Annotated in this window: 16 protein-coding genes; 6 read left to right on the forward strand and 10 right to left on the reverse strand. The window is 64.8% G+C overall.

The window, feature by feature from the left end:
- The first annotated feature begins 113 nt into the window (after nucleotides 1–113).
- Both L6D77_RS21715 and L6D77_RS21720 read left to right on the forward strand, forming a co-directional pair.
- Nucleotides 114–815 (forward strand): response regulator, encoded by a 702-nt coding sequence (locus L6D77_RS21715; RefSeq protein ID WP_232884746.1) that lies wholly within the window; start codon nucleotides 114–116, stop codon nucleotides 813–815.
- Between the two features lie 6 nt (nucleotides 816–821).
- The gene (locus L6D77_RS21720; RefSeq protein WP_236170147.1) at nucleotides 822–2,120 is read left to right on the forward strand and encodes an ATP-binding protein; all 1,299 of its coding nucleotides are present in this window, start codon (nucleotides 822–824) and stop codon (nucleotides 2,118–2,120) included.
- A 200-nt stretch (nucleotides 2,121–2,320) separates the two neighbouring features.
- Here the strand turns inward: L6D77_RS21720 and L6D77_RS21725 are convergent, their stop codons facing one another.
- The 5 genes from L6D77_RS21725 to wecB form a co-directional block, all read right to left on the reverse strand.
- Entirely contained in the window at nucleotides 2,321–3,409 is a 1,089-nt protein-coding gene (locus tag L6D77_RS21725; RefSeq protein WP_232884744.1) for a GGDEF domain-containing protein, read from the reverse strand.
- Between the two features lie 118 nt (nucleotides 3,410–3,527).
- Complete coding sequence (locus L6D77_RS21730; protein WP_232884743.1) at nucleotides 3,528–4,367, reverse strand: DUF4434 family protein; 840 nt, start codon at nucleotides 4,365–4,367, stop codon at nucleotides 3,528–3,530.
- Nucleotides 4,367–7,354, reverse strand: coding sequence for a phage receptor (locus tag L6D77_RS21735; RefSeq protein WP_232884742.1), 2,988 nt, complete (start codon nucleotides 7,352–7,354; stop codon nucleotides 4,367–4,369). The genes L6D77_RS21730 and L6D77_RS21735 overlap by 1 nt, the downstream gene beginning before the upstream one ends.
- The gene (gene nfrB / locus L6D77_RS21740) at nucleotides 7,351–9,525 is read right to left on the reverse strand and encodes a cyclic di-3',5'-guanylate-activated glycosyltransferase NfrB (RefSeq protein WP_232884741.1); all 2,175 of its coding nucleotides are present in this window, start codon (nucleotides 9,523–9,525) and stop codon (nucleotides 7,351–7,353) included. The genes L6D77_RS21735 and nfrB overlap by 4 nt, the downstream gene beginning before the upstream one ends.
- On the reverse strand, nucleotides 9,522–10,676 hold the full coding sequence (gene wecB, locus L6D77_RS21745; protein WP_232884740.1) for a non-hydrolyzing UDP-N-acetylglucosamine 2-epimerase: 1,155 nt from the start codon (nucleotides 10,674–10,676) through the stop codon (nucleotides 9,522–9,524). The genes nfrB and wecB overlap by 4 nt, the downstream gene beginning before the upstream one ends.
- Before the next feature lie 198 nt (nucleotides 10,677–10,874).
- Here wecB and L6D77_RS21750 point away from each other — a divergent pair, with 198 nt between their 5' ends.
- The 4 genes from L6D77_RS21750 to ilvA all read left to right on the forward strand — a co-directional run bounded on the left by L6D77_RS21750 (nucleotide 10,875) and on the right by ilvA (nucleotide 14,904).
- A complete protein-coding gene (locus L6D77_RS21750) occupies nucleotides 10,875–11,312 on the forward strand; it encodes a PACE efflux transporter (RefSeq protein ID WP_232884739.1) in 438 nt (145 codons plus the stop codon).
- Nucleotides 11,313–11,773: 461 nt separating this feature from the next.
- A complete protein-coding gene (locus L6D77_RS21755) occupies nucleotides 11,774–12,544 on the forward strand; it encodes a toxin Tle1 chaperone Tla1 (protein ID WP_232884738.1) in 771 nt (256 codons plus the stop codon).
- Between the two features lie 91 nt (nucleotides 12,545–12,635).
- Nucleotides 12,636–13,100 carry a Tli1a family immunity protein gene (locus tag L6D77_RS21760; protein WP_232884760.1) on the forward strand — a complete coding sequence of 155 codons (465 nt, stop codon included), beginning with the start codon at nucleotides 12,636–12,638 and terminating at the stop codon, nucleotides 13,098–13,100.
- Nucleotides 13,101–13,347: 247 nt separating this feature from the next.
- Complete coding sequence (gene ilvA / locus L6D77_RS21765; RefSeq protein ID WP_232884737.1) at nucleotides 13,348–14,904, forward strand: threonine ammonia-lyase, biosynthetic; 1,557 nt, start codon at nucleotides 13,348–13,350, stop codon at nucleotides 14,902–14,904.
- A 139-nt stretch (nucleotides 14,905–15,043) separates the two neighbouring features.
- Here the strand turns inward: ilvA and L6D77_RS21770 are convergent, their stop codons facing one another.
- The 5 genes from L6D77_RS21770 to L6D77_RS21790 form a co-directional block, all read right to left on the reverse strand.
- A complete protein-coding gene (locus tag L6D77_RS21770) occupies nucleotides 15,044–17,236 on the reverse strand; it encodes an LTA synthase family protein (protein WP_269807653.1) in 2,193 nt (730 codons plus the stop codon).
- Between the two features lie 145 nt (nucleotides 17,237–17,381).
- Nucleotides 17,382–18,659, reverse strand: coding sequence for a coiled-coil domain-containing protein (locus L6D77_RS21775; RefSeq protein WP_232884735.1), 1,278 nt, complete (start codon nucleotides 18,657–18,659; stop codon nucleotides 17,382–17,384).
- Nucleotides 18,660–18,705: 46 nt separating this feature from the next.
- Complete coding sequence (locus tag L6D77_RS21780; protein WP_232884734.1) at nucleotides 18,706–19,452, reverse strand: hypothetical protein; 747 nt, start codon at nucleotides 19,450–19,452, stop codon at nucleotides 18,706–18,708.
- 33 nt (nucleotides 19,453–19,485) lie between these two features.
- Entirely contained in the window at nucleotides 19,486–20,166 is a 681-nt protein-coding gene (locus L6D77_RS21785; RefSeq protein ID WP_232884733.1) for a C39 family peptidase, read from the reverse strand.
- A 65-nt stretch (nucleotides 20,167–20,231) separates the two neighbouring features.
- The gene (locus tag L6D77_RS21790) at nucleotides 20,232–21,719 is read right to left on the reverse strand and encodes an autotransporter outer membrane beta-barrel domain-containing protein (RefSeq protein ID WP_232884732.1); all 1,488 of its coding nucleotides are present in this window, start codon (nucleotides 21,717–21,719) and stop codon (nucleotides 20,232–20,234) included.
- Between the last annotated feature and the right edge of the window lie 20 nt (nucleotides 21,720–21,739).

Below are 21,739 nucleotides of genomic sequence, written 5' to 3' on the forward strand. Positions count from 1 at the left end.
GCGGGGGCGCTGTTAAGCTCTGTTGGCTGTGTGTGAAAAAGTGTGAAGCAGCGGCGGCACCCGACGCAGGATTCGATATCCTGCCTCCCTTCACTCATTCGTCAAAGCCCTTTATGCCGAACCTTCTCCTGGTCGAAGACGACAGCGCGCTGTCCGAGCTGATCGCCAGCTACCTGCAACGCAACGACTTCCATGTCCGGGTGATCGCCCGTGGCGACCATGTGCTGGATGCGTTCCGCCAGCACAAGCCGGACCTGGTGATCCTCGACCTGATGCTCCCGGGCCTCGACGGCCTGCAGGTGTGCCGCCTGCTGCGCCAGGAGTCGCAGAGCCTGCCGATCCTCATGCTGACCGCCCGCGACGACAGCCACGACCAGGTGCTGGGCCTGGAGATGGGCGCCGACGACTATGTGACCAAACCCTGCGAGCCCCGCGTGCTGCTGGCCCGCGTGCGCACCCTGCTGCGTCGCAGCAGCATCCACGAGCCACGGCTGGACAGCGAGCAGATCCTCATCGGCGGCCTGCACATCGACCTGGCCGAGCGCACGGTGAGCTGGCGCGGCGAAGAGGTGGAGCTGTCCAGCGGCGAATACAACCTGCTGGTGGTGCTGGCGCGCAACGCCGGCGAGGTGCTCAGCCGCGACCGCATCCTCCAGCAATTGCGCGGTATCGAGTTCAACGGCACCGACCGTTCGGTGGACGTGGCCATCTCCAAGCTGCGCCGCAAGTTCGACGACAGCGCAGGCGAAGCGCGCAAGATCAAGACCGTGTGGGGCAAGGGCTACCTGTTCAGCCGCATCGAGTGGGAGTACTGATACACCATGCTGAAGATCCTGGTGCGCCTGTACCTGGTGATCATCGTCGCCTATGCCGGGGCCTTGCTGCTGATCCCCGATGCGATTGTCGGCGCCTTCCACGGACGCTTCATGGCCTACAACCTGGACCAGACCAAGGGCGTGCAGTCGTTGATCGTGCGCCAGTTCCAGCAGGCGCCGCGCGAGCAGTGGCCGGCCGTGGAGCAGGAACTGGCCAAGGCTTTCGCGCCGCTGGAAATACAGTTGCTGACCATGGACCAGGCCGACCTCGACCAGGAAGAGCGGGCCCGCCTGGAGCACGGTCAGCACGCGGTGCGGATCGCCGACTGGGGCTATTACGAAACGGTACTGGCACCGCTGGACAAGCAGTGGCTGGTGCGCCTGCATTCACCGCCCGACCCGCTGGACATCAACGTACTGTCGTGGGGTGTGACCGTGCTGATCGGTGCCGCCATGCTGGGTTGCCTGTTGCTGTGGGTATGGCCGCACTGGCGCGACCTGGAGCGGCTCAAGGAAACCGCGAGGCGCCTGGGCCAGGGCGACCTGGCCGAGCGCACGCAGATCCCGTCGCGTTCGAACATCGGCGAGCTGGCCGGGGTGTTCGACACCATGGCCGGCGAGCTGGAGCGCCACGTCAACCAGCAGCGCGAGCTGCTCAATGCCGTGTCCCATGAATTGCGCACACCGCTGACCCGGCTGGACTTCGGCCTGGTGCTGCTGTTCGACGAAGTGCCACCCGCCTGCCGCAAGCGCTTGCTGGAGCTGGTCGGCCACGTGCGTGAGCTGGACGAACTGGTGCTGGAGCTGTTGTCGTACAGCCGCCTGGAGAATGCCAACCAGGCCCGCGAGCGGGTCGAGGTGTCGCTGCTGGAACTGGTCGACAGCGTGCTTGGCAGTTTTGCCGAAGAGCTCGATAGCCGTGGTATCCAGTGGGAGGTGCGCAGCGAGGGCGAGCTGCCGCGCTTCGTCCTCGACCCACGGCTGACCGCCCGCGCCGTGCAGAACCTGGTGCGCAATGCCATGCGCTATTGCGACGAGAGCCTGCTGCTGCGCCTGCGCCTGGAAGACGACGGTGCCTGCCTGCTGACCGTCGAGGATGATGGGATCGGCATTCCGGCCGAAGAGCGTGAGCGGATCTTCCAGCCGTTCTACCGCCTGGACCGCAGCCGTGATCGCAATACCGGTGGCTTCGGGCTGGGGCTGGCGATCAGCCGGCGGGCTATCGAAGGGCAGGGCGGGACCTTGACCGTGGCGCAGTCGCCGTTGGGCGGGGCGCAGTTCAGGATTCGCTTGCCGGCGGGGTGATGGGTTGCCTCGCCGGCCCTCACGAAGATTGCGCCATGACCCTGTAGGAGCGGCCTTGTGCCGCGAAAGGCCGCAAAGCGGCCCCGGCGATCTTCACCGTATGCACGATGGCCGGGGCTGCCGCGCAGCCCTTTCCGGCCGGTCCGGCGCCCCGGCAAGGCCGCTCCTACAGCAATCGTGCAGCCCACGCAGCCTGGTTGTCAGTGCCCTGCCAATGGCGCGCTCCACAGCACAAACCGATCCTTGCCGCTGTGCTTGGCCGCATACAACGCCTGGTCCGCCCGGATCAACGCCAGGCTCAGGGTATCGCCGCTGTCCACCCGCGCCAGGCCGATGCTGATGGTCACGGCGTGCTCGCCCACATCTTCACGCACCCGTTGGCACAACGCGCCGACCTGCTGCTCGGCGCCTCGCTCATCCAGCCCCTGGAATAAAATCGCGAACTCCTCGCCGCCCAGCCGGGCAATCTCGTAGCCCGTCATGGCGGCGCGGATGTGCGCCGCCACGCGCTTGAGCACCTCGTCACCAATGTCATGGCCGAAGCGGTCATTGACCTGCTTGAAGTTGTCGATATCGATCATCGCCAGGTATTGCCCCGGAGCCGCCAGCTGCAGCTGGCGCTCGGCCTTGGCCATGAACGAGCGGCGGTTGGGGATTTCGGTCAGGGCGTCGATGTAGGCCTGCTCCAGCAGCACCTTGGTCAGGTAGAAGTTGTGCAGCTTGGCCTGGCGCAGACGCAGGTAGCTGTAGATCACCAGGCCGCTGAGGAACAGCGCGTAGCTGAGCAGCAGGGCGCCTTCGAGCTCGAAGGGCTCGACCCGGGTGTGGTGGAAGGGGTTGAGCACTACCCAGGCGATGGCCATGGCGAAGAAGAACGACCAGCGCCGCACCGGCAGCACCGACACGGTGTACAGCACGGTCGAGACGGTCAGCACCAGCCACACCGGGCGCACGGTGATGGGTACGCCTTCGATGACCAGGCGCAGCCCCAGGGTGATCACCGCCACGAACAGCAGGTTGAGTACATCGAAGTGCTGGCTGCGGCGGGTGAAGCCGAGTACCACGGTGAGGCAGCCGAGCAAGGCCAGGAAGATCGCCGAGCGCCAGGTGAGGTCCTGGTCGCCGAGGTAGCTGACGATCAGGTCGAACACCACCCAGATGGAAATGCCGACGCAGAAGATCAGCAGGCAGAAGCGGCGCATGGCCTCGAATTCGTGCTGGCGGAACTCGGCGCGCAGGGCGGCCGGGGCGACCTGCTGGCGGATGTGGGCTTCGAGGGTTTTGTACATGATGGCCCTTGGTTGTTGTTTCCCGGGCCTCATCGCTGGCAAGCCAGCTCCCACAGGTTAACGCGCGATCCCTGTGGGAGCTGGCTTGCCAGCGATGAGGCCGCAAAGAGCGTGTCGATCAATTCGGTGACAGTACACCGTTGGCCCACGGCCGGTAACGCAAGGCAAACACCGCTTCGGCATGGCATCCCCCAGTCAGCTTTGGCTGTGCGGGCTCGGCGCGGAACGCTTGCCCCGGCGCGCTGACCTGGCGAAAGGCTTCCCGCACGATCCCCACCCGGCACGGCAGCGCCTGCTCATACCCCTGGCGTACCAGCGGCGCCAGGCGCCCGGTACCGGCCCCGTCCTGCCACCAGACCTGCACCCCCAGGCCCGCCAACTGATCCAGCCAGGCACCATTGACGCCCGGCGACAACTGCCCGGCGCTGAACGCACTGATATGCAGCGGCTTGTCCAGCTGGCGGTTGAAGGCCTGCAACTGGCTGTACAGCGCTTGCCGGCGCTCGGCATCGCGAAAGTGCAGGTCGTCCAGTTCCATGGGCAGGTACCAGCCGGCTACCGGCAGCTGCCAGCTGTCGCGCACGTGCTGGTATTGGCTGATAGAGCGGCCCAGCTGGGCCTTGAAATAGCTGTTCAGGCCTTCGCCATCCAGCTGCTCCAGGCGCTGGTAATAGGCTGGGTCCATGTACAGGCCCAGCACCAGTTCCAGCCCTTGGGCGCGGGCTTGCCGCAGGCTGGCGGCGAGCCAGCCGTCACTGCCGCCGAAATCGCTGTCGCCGTAGGCGCTCCACTGTACGATCAGGGTCTTGCCACCCTGGGTCACGGTGGTGTGCCACAGCTGCTGCCACTGGGCCGGGGTGACCGTGGCATCGCGGTTTAGCGGCTGATAGAACAGGCGCTGGTCTGCCTGGACGGGCAGGCACAGGGCGAGCAGGCAGGCGAGCAGGAAAGTGCGCATCAGAAGTTCATCTCCACACCCAGCAGCACGCCGTTGGCCCGCTCATAGAGGTTGCCACCCAATGATTGCTGGTACTCGGCGCGCACTTTCAACGAGCCTCGATAGGCGTTGTAGCGGTCGTCGTCGAACCACCACTGCCAGCGCACGCCCACCCCGGTGCGGGCATCCTGGCGCCAGTCGTTGCTCGGGTCCTGGCTGGAAAATTCCAGGAAGCCGTAAGGCATGATCGTCTGCGGCGAGTCACTGTGCAGCTTCCAGGCATGCCCTTGCTGGAAGCGCGACAACCAGGCGTGGTCGCCGGCGCGGGTCCACCAGGCGGCGTCGAGGTAGAGGAAGCGCTCGTCCCAGTCGTCCTCGTCGATACGCCAGTCATTGCGGTAGCGGCCCTGGTCGAGGAACGACGCGGTGGCACGCAGCAGCAGGTCGTTGCTCGACTCGGCGTGGTGGCGCAGGTCACCCCAGTTGCCGCCGACCTTGGCCGGGCTGAGCAGTTCGCCCAGGCTCAGGCCGCTGTAGTGGTCGCTGTCTATCTGGCGCTGGTGGTAGAGCTCGGCGTACAGGTTGAGGTTGGCCTGCCCCAGCGGCTTGTAGCGCAGGCCCACGCCGGTGCCCATGCTCTGTGCGTAGTCGGTGCGGCTCTGGCCGCCGAACAGCACCCGGGTGCTGCCGTTGCGGCTGGGCTCCTCGCCCAGGGCGTGGTCCCACATGGCCAGCTGTACGTTCTGTGATTGGGCGCGGCGCGAGCTGCCGCTGCGCTCGCCTGTGTCGAGAAACTTGTCGTTGGTCGAGGTGCCGGCCGGCGACCAGGTGCTGGCCAGGGTGATGCTGTCGCGCCGGGAGAGGGTCTCGTGGGCGCGGCGCTGGCGGTATTTGCGCGCTTCCAGGCTGCCGAACTCGTCGTCGCCGTCGACCAGGTTCTGTTCCACATCCAGCACCCGGCGCAGCTCCCGGCGGGCGGCGGCGCTGTTCTCGGCTTCGTCGTAGCGCAGGGCGAGGGTTTCGCCGAGGCGGTAGTCCTCGGGGAAGTCACGGGTGCCCTGCTCCAGGTAAGGGATCGACTGGCGTCGCCGCTGTTTGTCGGGCGAGCCGGCCAGGCGCATGCCGTAATCCGCGCGGTAGCGGGGCTGGTCCGGCGCCAGGCGCACCGCTTCGGCGAGCCAGGCGGTGCTCTGGGCGCTGTCGCCGGCCTGCTGGGCGGTGCCGGCGGCGGCATAGTAGTGATCGGCGCGCGGTGCGTGGCGCAGGGCTTCGCGCTGGAACGCCAGCGCTTGCGCGGTATCGCCCTGGCGCTGGGCGATGGCGGCCCCCAGTGCCCAGTCGTCGGCGCTGTGGTGCGCTGCGGCGTCCCAATGGCGGCGGGCGGCGTTGGCATCGCCGGCATTCAAGGCGCCACGGGCGGCGGTCAGTCGGGCGTTATCGGTCCAGGCGCTGGCCGGCAGGCTGTTCCAGATCGCCAGGGCTGCGTGGGAATCCCCCGAGGCCTCCAGGGCGTAGGCCAGGGGCAGCCGGCTGCTGTTGTCACCCAGGCGCTCGGCTGCCTGGTAGTAGACCACCGCTTCACCGGGCCGGCCGGGCATGGCGCAGCGGCCCAGGGCGCGGTACTGGCCGGCCTCGGTGGGGTTGGCCGGGATTACCCGGCGCACCGCGTCGCACTGGCCGCTTTCGGCCAGGCGGCCAAGCAACTGAGCGCGGGTGGCGGCATCCACGCGTGGCACCAGCGCGACTAAGCGCGGTGTGTTCAGCGGCTCGTCATTGCGGGCGTAGAGACTGCCCAGGCGTTGCAGCAGCGAGGCGGGCAAGCGGCCCTGGCGCCGGTCGTAGGCTTGCTCGATCAACTGCCGGGCGTGATTGGCTTGCCCCTGTTGCAGCCACATGAAGCTCGCCTGTTCCAGTGCGGCGAGGTCGCCGCTCTGCCGGTAGCGCTGTTCCCACTGCGCCGCGGTACGGGGTTGCGGTGGCTGCGGCGGGTCGCCGTACAGGCGTTGCCTGAGGATGGCATAGGCGCGGGAGTTGTCGCTGGCCTGGCATTGGCCCAGTTGCTCGCGGGCCAGGGTCAGGTCCTTGCGTGACAGCCAGTCGACGGTCTCCAGGCACGGGCGGCCCAGTTCGTTGCTCAGGCGCCGCACCAGGGCCGCGTCGTCGCCCTGGCGGGCCAGTTCCCACAACTGTTGGCGCTGTTCGGGATGTTGCAACTGTTCGGCCGGCAGACTGCGCAACCAGCGTTCGGCTTGCTGGTGCTGGCCCACGGCGATAGTGCGCTCGGCCATGGCCAGGCGTGCCTGGGTCGCCGCTTGCGGCGAGGGCGCGCTGGCCAGAAGGGCGTTCAGGCCTTTTTCGTCGACCTGCTGGATGTAGGCATTGGCCAGGCGTTGCCAGTCCTGCGCCGGCAATTGCCCCTTGGCGGCCAAGGGTTGCAGTTGGTCGACGGTTTCCCCCCAGTTGCGCAGTTGTTCGGCGAAGTTGGCCCGGGCCAAGCGCAGGACCATGCCGTCGTCGCGGGGTGGCAACTGGTTGAGCCAGTCCAGGGCGCGGCGTGCGCCGCCGAACTTGGCCAGGCTCAGGCTGTAGGCCTGCCACAGGCGGATGCGCTGGTTGGCGTCGCTATTGGCCAGCCAGTCCTCGACCTGGCTGGCCGGCGGTGGGTCCTGCTCGATCCAGGTCAGGCGCAGCTCCAGCAGGGCGTCAGCGTGCTCGGGGTTGTCGTCGAGCTCCTCGGCGATGGCCTGGGCGTCCTTGTAGCGGCGCTGGTGGGCCAGGGCCTCGGCCAACAGGGCGCGGGCTTCGTTGTTGTTCGGCACCCGCTTGAGCACGTGGCGGGTCAGGCGCTCCACCTCGGCCCAGTTGTCGCGCTGCGCCTCGCGGTAGCCGCGCTCCATGAATGGATAGCTGGTGAAACGCTGGAAGTCGGTCATCGGTGGGGTGGGGGCGGCCTGGGCCGCGGCGCACAGCAGCAGGCTGGCGACGGTCAGGGAAACACGGGGCTTCATGCCACCTCCCGGGTCAGGTCGTAGGCGGCCTGCTGCTCGCTGGCCTGTTCGGCGAGGGCCTGCTGCAGCACGTCGCCAGTGATGATGCCGCGGGCGATCAGGTGTTCGCCCAGGCTCTGGGTCTCGGGGTCGAAGTCGATCAGCGCCTGGTTGAACAGGGTCGCCGGCACCATGCCGCGCACCTGCAGCAGGGTGCCGAGCATGACCTGGTGGGTGCTGACTTTCTCCAGCAGTTCGGCATCATCCTGGTGGCGCTCCAGTACCTTGAGCATCTGGCGGGTCTCGGGCTTCTGCCAGGGGCTGGGGTAGTGGTAGCGCAGGCCCAGGGTGACCCGGCCCTGAGGGGCCAGGCGGGCACGCACCGGGCGCTTGAGTTGCCGGCTGATTACCCCCAGCGAAACCTGGCTGACCGGGCTTTCGCTGGCCAGTACCAGGGTGTCGCCGTCTTCGTCGACCGGCAACACGCCGTAGTGGGTGGCCAGCTTGCGTGGCAGCTTCTCGATCAGCTGCGGGCTGAGCTTGAACGGGTTGAGAGGGGCCCACGGCAGGTCGAGCTGCTCGGCCAGGGTCTCGACCAGCTGCTCGCTGGTCAGCCAGCCGCGCAGCAACAGTTCGCGGCCCAGGCGCCGGCGCACCGGGCTAGTGATGGCCTGGTGCAGTTGCTCCTCGCTGAGCAGCCCTTTTTCCACCAGGCGCTGGCCCAGCGGCGTGCGCGCGGGCGCGGCAAGGGCGGGGAACTCGTGGGTGGTCTTGTCCCAGGCCACCCGCCGCGAGTCACCCATCTCCATCACTTGGCGCAGGGCACGCAGGTTGGCGAAGAAATTGACGAAGTTGCTCCACATCATCCGCGGCGCCGACAAAAGCCCCTCGAAGATGCCGTAGTAGCGGGTGACGAACCAGCCGCGCTGGAACAGGCGGTTGACCAGCAGCAAGCCGTTGAGCCAGAGCAGTACGCTGAGCAGGCGGCTGTCGCTAAGAATCGACATGAAGCGCCACGAGTCCGGGGCGATCACGGTGACCAGCCACATGGCCAGCAGCACCAGCAGTAACAGGTTGACCAAGAAACTCAGCAGGTAGGCGAACAGCCCGCGGCGATCACGCCAGAGGAAATAGTTGAGCGCGCCGGTACGGCTCCAGCCGAGGTTGCTGGTGCCCTGGAAGACGATGCCGACGATCCATCGCGACTTCTGGCGGATGGCATGCTGCCAGTCACGGGGGAAGTGCTCGCGCACGCAGATCACCTGGGCGAACGCGCGGCTCATGCCGGGGCGCCACTCCTGCTTGAGCGCCAGGGCCGGGTCAGTGATGGAGTAGCGGGCGAAGATGCACTTCATGCCCTTTTGCTTGAGCCTGAAACCGATGTCGTAGTCTTCGGTCAGCGACTGTACGTCGAAGGCGATGCCGTCGCCGTCTTCGAGCAGGGCACTGATCGCCCGCCGGCTGAAGCAGGTGCCTACGCCGGCGCTGGGTACCTGGCCGGTGAGCGCCTCGCGCACGATCACGTCCTTGCCGTGGTTTTCGGCGAACTCGTCGACGTAGTGCCCGGCGGTGAAACCTTTCCATTCCGGGGCGTAGGGGTACACCGGGATCTGGATCATGTCTTTGTTGGGCAACAGGTAGTTGAACAGCCGCAGTTCCATGGGCGAGATGACGTCTTCGGCGTCATGCAGGATGAAACCGGCGAACTCGATGCGCGCGTCCTGCTGGAAGCGCAGGATGGCGTCGATGATGTTGTTCAGGCAGTCGGCCTTGCTGGTGGGGCCGGGGCGCGCGCACACCACCTTGTGCACGTTGGGGTAGTGCAGGCACACGGCATCGACGTCGGCCTGGGTTTGCGGATCGTTGGGGTAGGTGCCGACGAAGATCTGGTAGTTCTCGTAGTCGATGGTCGAGGCCGCCAGGCGGGCCATTTCGCCAACCACGCCGACTTCGTTCCAGGCCGGGACCATGATTGCCAGGGGCTTTTCCGGCACCTCGAACAGGCGCTTTTCGTCGGCCTTCTCATATTTGTCGTAGATACGAAAGCGCCGGATCAGCTTGCGGCCCCAATAGCACAGGTCGATGAACAAGTCGTCCAGGCCGAGCAGGAACATCAGCGAGGCCAGGATGATGGCAATGATCTTCAGGCCGAACAGCACATAGGTGAGGAAATCGATGAAGGCCAGGCTCATGCGTTGGCTCGCTGGGTGCTTTGTTCTGCGAACCAGCGGCTCAGGCGCTGGGCAATGCGCTCGCTGGCGTGGCCGTCACCGAACGGGGTGAACACCTGGGCCATGCGCGCATAGGCGTCGGGGTCGTCGAGCAGTTGGCTGGTTTCGTGGACGATACGTTCGGTCAGGGTGCCGACCAGCTTCACCGTACCGCCCTTGAGTACGGCGGGGCGCTCGGTGACCTTGCGCAGGACCAGCACCGGCTTGCCCAGGGCGGGGGCTTCTTCCTGCACGCCCCCGGAGTCGGTGAGGATCACATGGGCACGGTTCATCAGCCAGACAAAGTGCGGGTAATCCTGGGGGGCGACCAGGTGGATGTTTTCGCGGCCGGACAGCACGCTGTACACCGCATGCTGCACCTGCGGGTTGAGGTGCACCGGATACAGAAACTGCACATCCGGGTAGCGCAGGGCGAGTTCTGCCAGGGCCAGGCAGATGCGTTCGAAGCCGCTGCCGAAGTTCTCCCGACGATGGCCGGTGATCAGCACCATGCGCTGGTCATCGCGCAAGACGTTCAGCGGTGATTCGGCAGCAGGGCGCCAGTTTTCCCGCTGCAGTTTGTCGCGCATCCACAACAAGGCGTCGATCACCGTGTTGCCGGTGACTTCGATGTGCTCCGGCGGCACGCCTTCGCGGATCAGGTTGGCGTCGGAGTCGCGGGTGGGGGTGAAGTGCAGGTCGGCGAGCACCCCGGTCAGGCGCCGGTTGGCTTCCTCGGGCCAGGGTTGCTGCAGGTTGCCGGTGCGCAGGCCGGCTTCGACGTGGCCGATGGGGATGTGCCGGTGGAAGGCGGCCAGGGAGGCGATGAAACTGGTGGTGGTGTCGCCATGCACCAGCACGATATCGGGCCTGGTCTGCTCATAGGCGCGGTCGAGCTTGTCCAGCAGGTCGCGGGCCAGGCCGTTGAGGGTCTGGTTCTGGGTCATCACCTTGAGGTCCTGGTCGACCTGCAGGCCAAAGGCGGTGAGCACTTGTTCGAGCATCTCGCGGTGCTGGCCGGTGGAGCAGATGTGCAGGTCGACCTCGGGCCAGGTGCGCAGCACCCGGGCCAGCGGGGCCATCTTGATCGCCTCAGGGCGGGTACCGAATACCATCATGACGGTGTAGGCCATCGTCTAACTCCTCGTTCGATTCCCTGGACGAAGTTGTAGGACAAAGCGCTTCTTGCGAATGATTGATACAAGCAGCCGCAGGCGTGATTGTCCAATGGGCGGGCGCCGACGGTCGGTGAGGTTTCACAACTTATTACAGGCTATTTCCAATGGCCCATATTTTGTTATGTTGTAGCTCTTTCACGTTCGGAGCTGCACATGCAAGGCAAGGCCCGCAAGATCGTCCAGGCCATCCTCTACGAGGCCATCGCCGTGGCGTGCGTGGCCCCGGCGCTGGAGCTGGCGTTCGGCGCCGGCATGGCTGAATCGGCGGTGCTGTCGATGCTCATGTCGGCCATCGCCATGAGCTGGAACATGGCCTTCAACTGGGCCTTCGAACGCTGGGAAGCGCGCCAGCCGCAACGCAGCCGCACCTTCCTGCGCCGACTGTTGCATGCCCTGGGTTTCGAGGGTGGGCTGGTGCTGATCCTGCTGCCGCTGGTGGCGTACTGGCTGGGTATCAGCCTGTGGGCGGCGCTGGTCACCAACCTGGCGTTGTTCGTGTTCTTCTTTGTGTATGCCTTTGTCTTCCAGTGGGGCTTCGACAAAGTGTTCGATGTGCCTGTATCGGCACAGGAAGTCCAGAAAGGGTGTTGAGACGCGTGGTCCACGAGCTGGCCATTTGTGTCGAATGATGGAACTTCACCTCCCTGTTTCAAAGTGGCACCGCTCAGGCCTTCTTTGCGCCAATCCCTTGGCCTCAGGGCTTCAATGCCAATGCGGTTTGAAAAGCGCTTGGCGTTGAGCGCTGCTGAGCAATCAAGCAGCCCCTGTTGGTGGCTTGTAGGATCTTTCTGAAACTTGTTTGAGGCCTCAACTTTGGCTTGATGCCCTACAGCCGATGCTCCAGTTTCACCCTCCTTGAACGTGTGTTCGGCCCTCTGACGAACTCAGAACGGCCCCGCATTAACCGGCAAGGAGCTATCAATGCACCACTCGTACACAGCTGTTGCCCCGTGCAGCGATTTGTTCGCATTGAACGACGACTATCCCTGCGTGCGATGCCTTAAGAGAGCGCAAGCCAGCGCCCAAGGCTTCGTACCAAGGGAGCCGCGCCCATGATCGCCCCGCACATCGCCCAGTGGCTGGCGCTGCTCGAACACGGCTGCGCAAGCGGCGACGACCGTTACCTGCACATCCTTCTCGACCAGGCCGCCAGCCATCGCCCGTGGCGGCCCAGCGTGATGAGCGTGGAACCGCCGCTGGCCTGGTGTTCGCTGTTCGACGGCCTGCCCGAAGCGGCCGCCCGCGACCTGGCGCCGTTGCTGGTACGCGTCGACCTGGCGCAGCCGCTGCAGCGGCATTGGCTGCAGGGCGTGCTGCAGGCCACCGATGGCCAGGCGCAGCTGCTGGCGCTGCGCTCGCACTGGCCGTTCGAGGCGCTGGCCAGGCACCTTGGCCGTTGCCTGGAGGCACGCCTGGGTGGCGTTACCGGGCTGCTGCGCTACTACGACCCACGGCTGTTCCCACTGCTGTTCAGCCATGTGCTGCACCCCGAGCAACAGCAGCACTGGCTAAGGCCGGCGGTGTTCTGGAGCTGGCTGGACCGGGATGGTCAGGGCCAGCGCCTTGCCGGAACGGATGACATACCCGGCCCCCTGGAACGCTTCGAACCCATTGAGCTGAGCGACCACCAGGTGGACATCCTGGGGTGTGCCAGCGATGTCACCCTGGGCATGGACGCGTTCACAGCAGCGTGCCCTGCCGATTGGGGGGCGGAGCGCCGTTTCCAGGCCAGCTACAGCGCCATGCTCGCCGCCAGCCAGGCGGGCGTCTGGCGTGATGACGAGCGCCAGGCCTACACCCTGGAGCGACTGCGTGATGCGTGATGAATCGGGCCAATACAGCACAGGGAGCAATGACATGAGCAAAAGCATGAGAGCCAGCTTCGTCGCAGTCCTTATTGGCGCGCTGACCGGCATGCTGGGTGTTCATGAAAGCCGGGCCAGCACCATTGAAGGCATCAACCACACCCACTGGGCGATCAATCGCTTCAGCGTGGAGGGGCGTTCGGGGATCGACATCATCGGTCCTTATCAAGGGGGTGGAGGAGGGTGCTGTTATAGCGCGCCAGAGCGGTGGGTGCCGGGGATGATGGTGCGTGTGGATTGGGAGAGCGGTGTTGGCAGTTCGGCGGGGTTCCCAGGTTACGCTGACCGAGATAAATATCTGGCGTGGCGCGATGCTGGAAGAGCCCAGAAGCGCCTGCACAGCAAAACTGTCCCCGTCCCCGACTACACCGGCCAAGGCACCTGCGGCATCACCGTGCACTTCCTGCCCTGCGACGACATCCAGGTCACCACCTCCTGCTACGCCTATGGCAGCCCCGAATATCCGATCAAGACCCCACTAGAGCTGCCGGAGCCTCAGTCATGCCCGCAGTGAAAAGCCTCCGACTGGTATCGACCCCTTACGAGCGAAGTCGATTTACCCGTCGAGGTGTTGACTTCCGATAACCGTGCAGGATAAGTTCCCGACCCATGAACACATTCCCGCACCTGCGCACCGGCAACATTATTATTACCTCCATTATCGGATTGGCGGGCTAGCGCGTACGTGCACCGAACCCGCCCTGGAGGCGGGTTTCTTCTCTCTGACTCCTGGGCAACATCAAGAAAACCAGGAGTCATCGATGACCAATCTGAGCACCAGCCCCCGTACCACGCCCCAGCAACTGCTGTCCGAGCAGGTGCGCCGTATTCTTGGCGCACCGGTGTACGACCTGGCCATCGAGACCCCATTGCAACCGGCCCAGGCGCTGTCAGCCACCCTCGGCAACGCGGTGCTGCTCAAGCGTGAAGACCTGCAACCGACGTTCTCGTTCAAGATCCGTGGCGCCTACACCCGCCTGTCACGCCTGACCGACGCCCAGCGCGAGCGTGGGGTGATCACCGCATCGGCGGGCAACCACGCCCAGGGCGTAGCCATGGCGGCCTCGCACCTGGGCATCAAGGCCACCATCGTCATGCCCACCACCACGCCCTCGCTCAAGGTTGAAGGCGTGCGCTCGCGTGGCGGCCATGTGGTGCTGCATGGCGAGAGCTTCCCCCATGCACTGGCCCATGCGCTGGCCCTGGCCGACCAGGACGGCGCCACCTTCGTGCCACCGTTCGATGACCCGGACGTGATCGCCGGCCAAGGTACCGTGGCCATGGAGATCCTGCGCCAGCACCCTGGCCCGTTGCACGCGATCTTCGTGCCGGTGGGCGGCGGCGGGCTGATCGCCGGCATTGCCGCCTATGTGAAGTACCTGCGCCCGGAGGTGAAGGTGATCGGAGTGGAACCGGCCGACTCCAACTGCCTGCAAGCCGCGCTGGCAGCCGGTGAGCGGGTGATCCTGCCTCAGGTGGGGACCTTTGCCGACGGCGTGGCGGTGGCGCAAATCGGTGCCCACTGCTTCGAACTGTGCCGGCATTTCGTCGACGAGGTGGTAACGGTGGGCAACGACGAGCTGTGCGCGGCGATCAAGGACATCTACGACGACACCCGCTCGATCACCGAACCCTCGGGTGCCCTGGCCGTCGCCGGGATCAAGAAGTACGTGGCCCGCGAGGGGCTGCAGGGGCAAGTGCTGGTGGCCATCGACTCCGGTGCCAACGTCAACTTCGACCGCCTGCGCCATGTGGCCGAGCGTGCCGAGCTGGGTGAGCAGCGCGAGGCTGTGATCGCCGTAACCATCCCCGAGCAGCCGGGCAGTTTCCGGGCGTTCTGCCAGGCCCTGGGCAAGCGCCAGATCACCGAGTTCAACTATCGCTATTACCCCGGCAAGGAGGCACGGCTGTTCGTCGGCGTGCAGACCCACCCGCAGCATGACCCGCGCGAGCAGTTGCTGGCGAGCCTGGTCGGGCAGGGTTACCAGGTGCTGGACCTGACCGACAACGAACTGGCCAAGCTGCACGTGCGCCACACCGTTGGCGGGCACGCCGCGCCGGGGGCGAACGAGAAGGTGCTGCGTTTCGAATTCCCCGAGCGGCCCGGGGCGTTGCTGGGCTTCCTCGAACGCCTGGGCAAGCGCTGGAACATCAGCCTGTTCCACTATCGCAACCATGGCGCGGCAGAAGCGCGGGTGTTCGCCGCGCTGGAGGTGCCGGATGACGAGCTGCAAGGGCTGCCGGCGGCGCTCGACGCGATGGGCTACCGCTACTGGGACGAAACCGACAACCCGGCATACCGCCTGTTCCTGGGGTGAGAAGGTATTTTGAATTTGTGTTCAGGCTGATACCGCCGGGGCTGCTGCGCAGCCCTTTCGCGACACGAGGCCGCTCCTACAGGTGATCGCGATATCTGTAGGCGCGGCGCCAGCATTGTCAGTCAGTGCGAAGGTGCACTCAGCTGGAATGGGCGATATGCCCTTCGACCAGGTCGTCCGCAGGTGCTTCTTCGCCCGGCAGGGCGGTGATGACACTGAAGTCGCTGACTTCGACTTCACCGCCGCCGTACCCCAGCAAGTGGAAGGAAAACGCCTTGCGTTGCGTCGGGTTGTCGAAGTCGAACTCCATCTCCAATGGCTGGTTGGCGGTGACCAGCACCTCTTCGGGCAGGCCCAGCTGCACGTCCTGCTCGCTTTCCTTGGCCTTGAGACGGATGTAGGCGTCGTGCTGCGGGTCGAGCGCGCGGACCTTGATGCGCACCTTGGTGCGCGAACCTTCGGGCATTTCCAGGTACTGGGCGCCGATCAGGTTGTCGGCCCAATCGTCGCGGATACGTTCATGCAGGGCAATGGGCGCCGGCCCGCCAAACTGGTAGCGCAGGTTGAGCGGGGTTTGCAGCAGCGACTGGTCGAGGGTTGTGGCCAGCAGATTGATCTGTGGCCCGAGGTTGTCCTCACCACGGCCAAGGAACATGGCCTGCTCGGCGATGAAGCCTTCGCTGGCGTAGCGTCGGCAGCGTTGCTGGAAGTCGCACTCGCTGAGGGTGCCCAGGCCGTCGTGGTAGCGCAGCACACCGTTGGTGTAGGCGATGATCTCGCGGCCGGTGTCGTAGTCGCGGTACAACGAGCGCCCGGCCAGGGCTGCCGGAATCGGCAGGGCAAAATAATCGAGCAGCGAGGTGGCCAGGTCGACGTGGCCGTAGGTGCCGCGCTTGAGCCGTGGCAGCTGTGCCTGCTCGGGGGCGAGGGTCAGGTTGAAGCCCCAGGATGACGCCAGGCGCACGCCATCGATGCCGTGGGACTCGTCCGAGGTGATCACCACCAGGGTGTCCTTGAGCACCCCCTGGCGCTCCAGGTTGTCGAGGAAGCTGCCCAGGGCATCGTCGAGGTAGGCGACGGCGGCCTGCTTGGCGGTGTCGTAGCGTTGCAGGTAGTCCTCGGGCGCCGAGTAGGGCTGGTGGGTACCGACCGTGAGCAGGGTGAGCATCCAGGGTTGGCGCTGCTTGCGCAGCTCGCCGACATAGCCCAGGGCGCCCTCGAAGAAGGCGCGGTCGTCCTTGCCCCAGGGGAACTCCAGGTAGTTGTCGTTGTTGAACCATTCCAGGCCATGCACGGCGTCGAAGCCGATGTGCGGCATGATCCGGTCCTTGGCCATGAAGCGCAGCCCGGCGCCTTGCAGGTAATGGGTGGCGAAGCCGGCCTGGCGCAACTGGGCCGGCAGGCAGGCCTGGTTGCGCAGGTCCTGGGTCAGCAGCTCGACGCCCTTGGGCGTGCCGTTGGCCAACTTGTCGTAGTCGCCGCAGAGCATGGCGTACAGGCCGCGTATGGTCTGGTGGGTGTGCAGCACGTAGTCCGGGGTGTTCATGCCGCGCTCGGCCCAGCGGCTGAGGTTGGGCATCAGGTCTTCGCTGTAGTGGCTGCCGATGGCCTCGCGGTTGGCGCGGATATAGGCGCCGGGGATGCCTTCGAGGGTGATGACCAGCAGGTTGCGGGCGCTGCCAGGGCCGGCCAGCAGTTTCTGGCCGTTGAGGTCGGCCTGGGTCAGTCCGGTGCTGGGCAGCGGTGTCACAGGGGTTTCGCCGACGGCGAGTACCCGCGCACGATGCTGCAGGTCGCCGGTGGCGGCCGACAGCAGTTGGTGGGGGAGGTTGTATTGGCGCCACTGATCGGCATCGGAGGGGAACAGCTGCTCGCTGCCCCAGTGCGCTGTCAGCAGTAGCACAGGCAGTGCCCAGGCAGTGCGCGGCAAGGGCGTGCTGCGCTGGCCCCGGCTGTACCAGCTGCTGGCCAGCAGCACCAGCAAGGCGCTGGCCAGTAGCCAGGGCAGCCAGGGGTGGGCGAGGGCGCCGCCGGTGGAGTTCTCCATGAACTGCGGATCGAACAGGTAATGCAGGTCGGTCTGGTTGGGCAAGCGGCCGACGGCGCTGACCAGCTCGGCCGAGGCGATCAGCAACGCGCCCCATGCCAGCAGCACGGGCAGCGCCAGCCAGGTAGGCCAGCGCCGCAACAGCAACACCAGCAGGCTGCCGATGGCCAGGTCGGAGAGGTAGCCCAGGGGGGCGGACCAGCCAAGCAGGGCACGTACCACCAGGGGGATGACCAGTACCAGCGTAATCAGGGCGAGCAGCCGGGCGCCCGGGTGGCCAAGCATGTTTCTCACGTAAGCAGTCCTCTTGCCATCAAATCGTCACACAAAAGTGCTGAATGATATCAGGCCGGAGGTAGGAAGTTGCTGTAGGACAAGGTTGGTAACCAAAACGCGGGCTCGCCATGCGAGCCCAGTTGTGCGGGTAACCTCAGAAGTAGTAGGGGAATTTAAGACTGAAGGAAAAGTCCGGTGCGTCGTCGGTCAGGCCAATGGCCAGGTTCGGCACGATGGTCAGGTTGTCGGTGGCGGCGAAGGTCAGGCCGACGTTGAAGTTGGCCGCGTTGTAGTCGCTGTTGGTGATCGACTGCCAATCGCCACCGTCCGGTCTGATTTTGCTTTTGCGAGCGAACTGGTCGGTTACCGAGAACGACATGCTCATCCGTTCGTTCAGGGCGAAGGCGATACCGCCGCCAATCTGCCAGGAGTCGCCGAGTTTCACGTCGCCTTTGACCTTGCTGTTGACCTGCGGGCTGATGTCGCTGAACGAGTCCTGCATGTTGTAGGTATAGGACAAGCTGCCGAACAGCACGGCAGGGTCGAAGGTCTTGACCAGCGAGATGCCCGGGGTGATCGCCCACACACCGTTGCCGGTCGGGAGGTCCTCAGGGATCGCAAGGTTGTCGTTACCCGGATCCTGAATGAGCTTGATGCCATAGGGGTCCTTGCCGGTCGGCGCCTTGATGCGCAGCGTGGCGACTGCATCTGGCCAGTTTTCCGATTCGTCGATGAACTTGTAGGCCACACCGACGTTGACGTCGCCGATGGTCGGATCGCGGGTGACTGTGCCATCGGACGTCGCTCCGGCGGCCCCCCCTGCGCCGCCTGAGGAGTAGGTGGACTCGCGGTACACGATGGGTACGTTGACGTCGAACTGCCAGCGCTGAGCGAGGTTGTAGCGGGCTGTCAGGTCCAGGGTCCAGTTATCGGCCTTGATCCGGTCGATGTTGATGTTGCCAAGGAAGATCGAGTCCAGCGCCAGGAAGCCGTTGAGGGTCAGCGCGCGGGTATCGTAGTGGGTGTAGGTCAGGCCGGTTTCGACGCTGAACTTGCCGCCACCAAAGAAGCCGCTGGCTTCGTCGTACAGGTTGGAGACGCTTTGCGCGGGTTGGGAGTCGTCCTGAAGCGACTGGCCATAGGAACTTCCGGAGGTGCCTGGTGCACCGGCGGCCACGGTTTGCGCCCCCTTGACCCCTTCGGCAGGCGACTTGACCAGGCGTTTTGGCGCAGGTGCAGGCGGGGCTTCCTCCACCTGCCGCAGGCGTTGCTCCAGCACCATCAAGGCATTTTGTTGCGTTTCATAACGTTGTTTCAGCTGGATTAGCTCTTGTTTCAGCGCTTCGACCTGCGGGTCCGATGCTGCAAGCAACGTGGCCGGGGCCAAGGTACTCAAACAGACGATGGTTCTGAACGTCAACAAACGATGCATGGATAAGCCGTCCCTTCTGACTGCATACGATGAGACTGAGCGTAGATCAGTATCCGAGATTGCGAAGGCCTTTGAGTTGGTCCAGGTTTACGTTCATCGGGCCGGTTGCGGCAGGGTTGTCGCGCAGCACCACATTGAGCGAAGTGAGGTTGCGTACCTGGTTGCTGCTACCCAGCAAGGTCGTGTTCTGCATCAAGCCGCCCTGGCCCAGGCGCTGCAGGGTATTGCCCTGGTTGTTGTTGGCGACGATGTTCATTTGCACACCGTTGCCGTTCGAGGAAACGCTCAGCGAGCCTGCGCCATTGGCGCCGGTCAGCGTCGACCCCGCAGCCAGCGCCTGGCCTTGCGGTTGGCCGGCCGGTGCTTCGCTGCCCTTGGCGACGTTGATATCGACATTGTTATAGGCACTGTTGTAGTCGCCCGCCGCGCGCACCACCTGGGTGACGCCCTCGGTGGTATTGAGACCGCCGCCGCCGGTGACGCTACCGGTGCCGGTACTTTGCGCCTGCGACGAGCCGTTGCCTTTTTCATTGATCATCGACACATAGAACTGTGGCTTGATGGTCGACTGCTGGATCTGCATCGAGGAGGTGGCGCCGATCACTTCACCGTTGGCGTTCTGCCAGGTGCTGGTCATGACGATGCCGAAACTGACGATCCGCCCCGGCATTACGTAGCGACCGCGCAGGTTGGCCAGCTCCTGGTCCTTCAGTTCGATGGGTTTGAACGACTGTGCCTGGGTAGGCAGGCTGGCGGCCAGGCACGCCGCGATCAGCCAGAATGGAGTCTTCATGGGATGCTCCCCAGGGCGTCATGCCCAGAATCGTTAGAAGAAGTCGCTTGGGATGAAGCCGAAGTCCAGCAGCTCGGCGTCCTTCACCGGGGTGAAGTGGTCGATGCGGTTCTTGGCGCTGAGCGGCAGTGGCGGGGCGAGCAGCACATTGCCCTTGTCGTAGCCCTGGCCGATGACGGCGAAGATGATGCCGTTCCAGCCCTTGACGAAATCATCGATTTTGAAGCGCTTGTGGCCCAGTACCGGGTCACCGATGTAGACCCAGCCTCTGTCGACCCGCTGCATGACCACGAAATGCTTGTAGCCACGGATGTCCATCAGCACCACGACGGGGATGCGGACGTCATGCAGGGATTCGGGGGCTACCCGGTAGCCGCGGGCGCGCATGCCCAGGCTTTCCACGTAGCGTTTCATGTCGAGCATCGAGAAACCCTGGGTGCGGACCAGGTCCTGGTCGGCATTTTCCAGCATGCCCTCGATCACATGGTGTTCGTCCACGTCCAGCCAGTAGGCCTGGCGCAGGATGGTCGCCAGCGCCGCGGCGCCGCAACTGAAGTCGGTTTTCTGTTGCACCAGGTCGGCGAACTTGCGCTCGCGAACGCTCTGGATCGGTTTGTAGATCACCGCGCCGCCCGGCAGGACGGACAACGGCATCTGGGCGGCTTCGCTCACACTGGCCAGGCACAGCAGGAACGCCAAGGCGACAATACGCATGTTCGATGCCCCCATCGGTCTTGTTAGAAGAAGGCCCCCCGAAGGGGGCCTCCAGGCTGGTGCTATCAGAACGAGGTGTTGGAGATGGCCAGCGAGTTGCTTTGCTGGTTGCCCACACCGGCTGCCACGTTGACGCCCAGGTTGCCGCTGCCACCGTTCACCGATCCACTCAGGGTAGCGGTGTTGGTCACAGGGTTGGCCCAGCCGGTCGGGGTCAGCACTTGGAAGGACACGCTGTTGCTCAGCGCGTACTCACTAGCTTCGTTGTAGCTCTTCGAGATGCTGTCCGACGATTGCGAAGCTTTCTCGCCGGATTTCTCGTAGGCCGAAGCGTTGGCTTTTTCCCATGCCGATTCGTGTGCCTTCTCGTACGAGGTATCGCGCGACTTGTCATAAGACGAGTCATGGTTACGGTCATACGAAGAGTCATACGCCTTCTCGAACGACGAGTTGAGGGACTTGTCGAACGAAGAGTTGCTGGACGACTCGTGCGACTTGTCGATCGACGCGTTAAGCGAAGCGTTGAGCGAGGCGTCGAAGTCGGAGCTGCTGGAGCGCGTACGGTTGCCATTGGTTTGCGACTGCGAGGCACTGCCCGAGGCGCTGGCATCCAGCGAGGCGTTGAGCGAAGCGCTCGACGACGAGCTGTGGTCGCGGCTGGCGGTGCCATTGGCATTCCAGCTGTTGGAGCCGCTGGCATTCATGCTGTTGGAGCCGCTGGAGCTGCTGCTGTTGGAGCCGCTTGCGGTCATGCTGGTCGAACCGCTGGAGCTGCTGCTGTGCGAGCCGCTGGCGCTGCTGCTGTTGGAGCCAGATGCGCTGTAGCTGGAGCTGGAGCTCTTGTCGACGCTGGCATCGAACGAACCGCTACGCGAAGCCGAACCACTTTGGGTGGTGGTGAAGGTCAGCGTATCCACACGGTAGGTGCGGTCGGCATTGTTGTTAACAGTCAGGCCGGGGCCATTCTGGTCGGCCGAGGCGGTGGCAGTGGAGTTGCCGATGGGCGCACTGTTGTTGGCAATGGCCATGGTGTTTTTCTGCTGGTTCAGGTCGCCGCCAGCGATGTTGATACCCACGTTGCCGCTGCTGCCGTCAGCCGAGCCACTCATGACTGCGGAGCTCTGGGTCGACCAGTTATTGACGGTGTTGTTGTTGCTGTACTGTTTAACGCTGGCGGTTGCAGTCGAGGAGCCGAAGACGAAGCTGTTGTCGATGGCAGCATTGTCGGATGCGGTGTTGGCAATGGCCGCTGCGTTGTCCTGTTGGTTGCCGTTACCGGCTGCCACGTTGACGCCGACGTTGCCGCTGGCGCCAGCGGCGGAGCTGCTCATCTCGGCATTGTTGACAGTGCCTTCGTTGCGGATCTTGTTGCCGGTGCTTCTTTGCGTATCGGTAGCTTTGGCGGTGGCGCTGGTGTAGACCGCTTTTGCCGGTGGTGTGTGGTGATTGTTGTGGCCATGGCCACGCCGGTCGTTCTGATCCGCTTGTGCAGCAACAGCCATGACCGCAGCAATTGCGAAAACCAGAGGCTTGATTGCCATCGAGGGTTTCATGGTGTTTCTCCGTCTTTTTA

The organism is Pseudomonas parasichuanensis, from assembly GCF_021601385.1.
GTDB lineage: Bacteria > Pseudomonadota > Gammaproteobacteria > Pseudomonadales > Pseudomonadaceae > Aquipseudomonas > Aquipseudomonas parasichuanensis.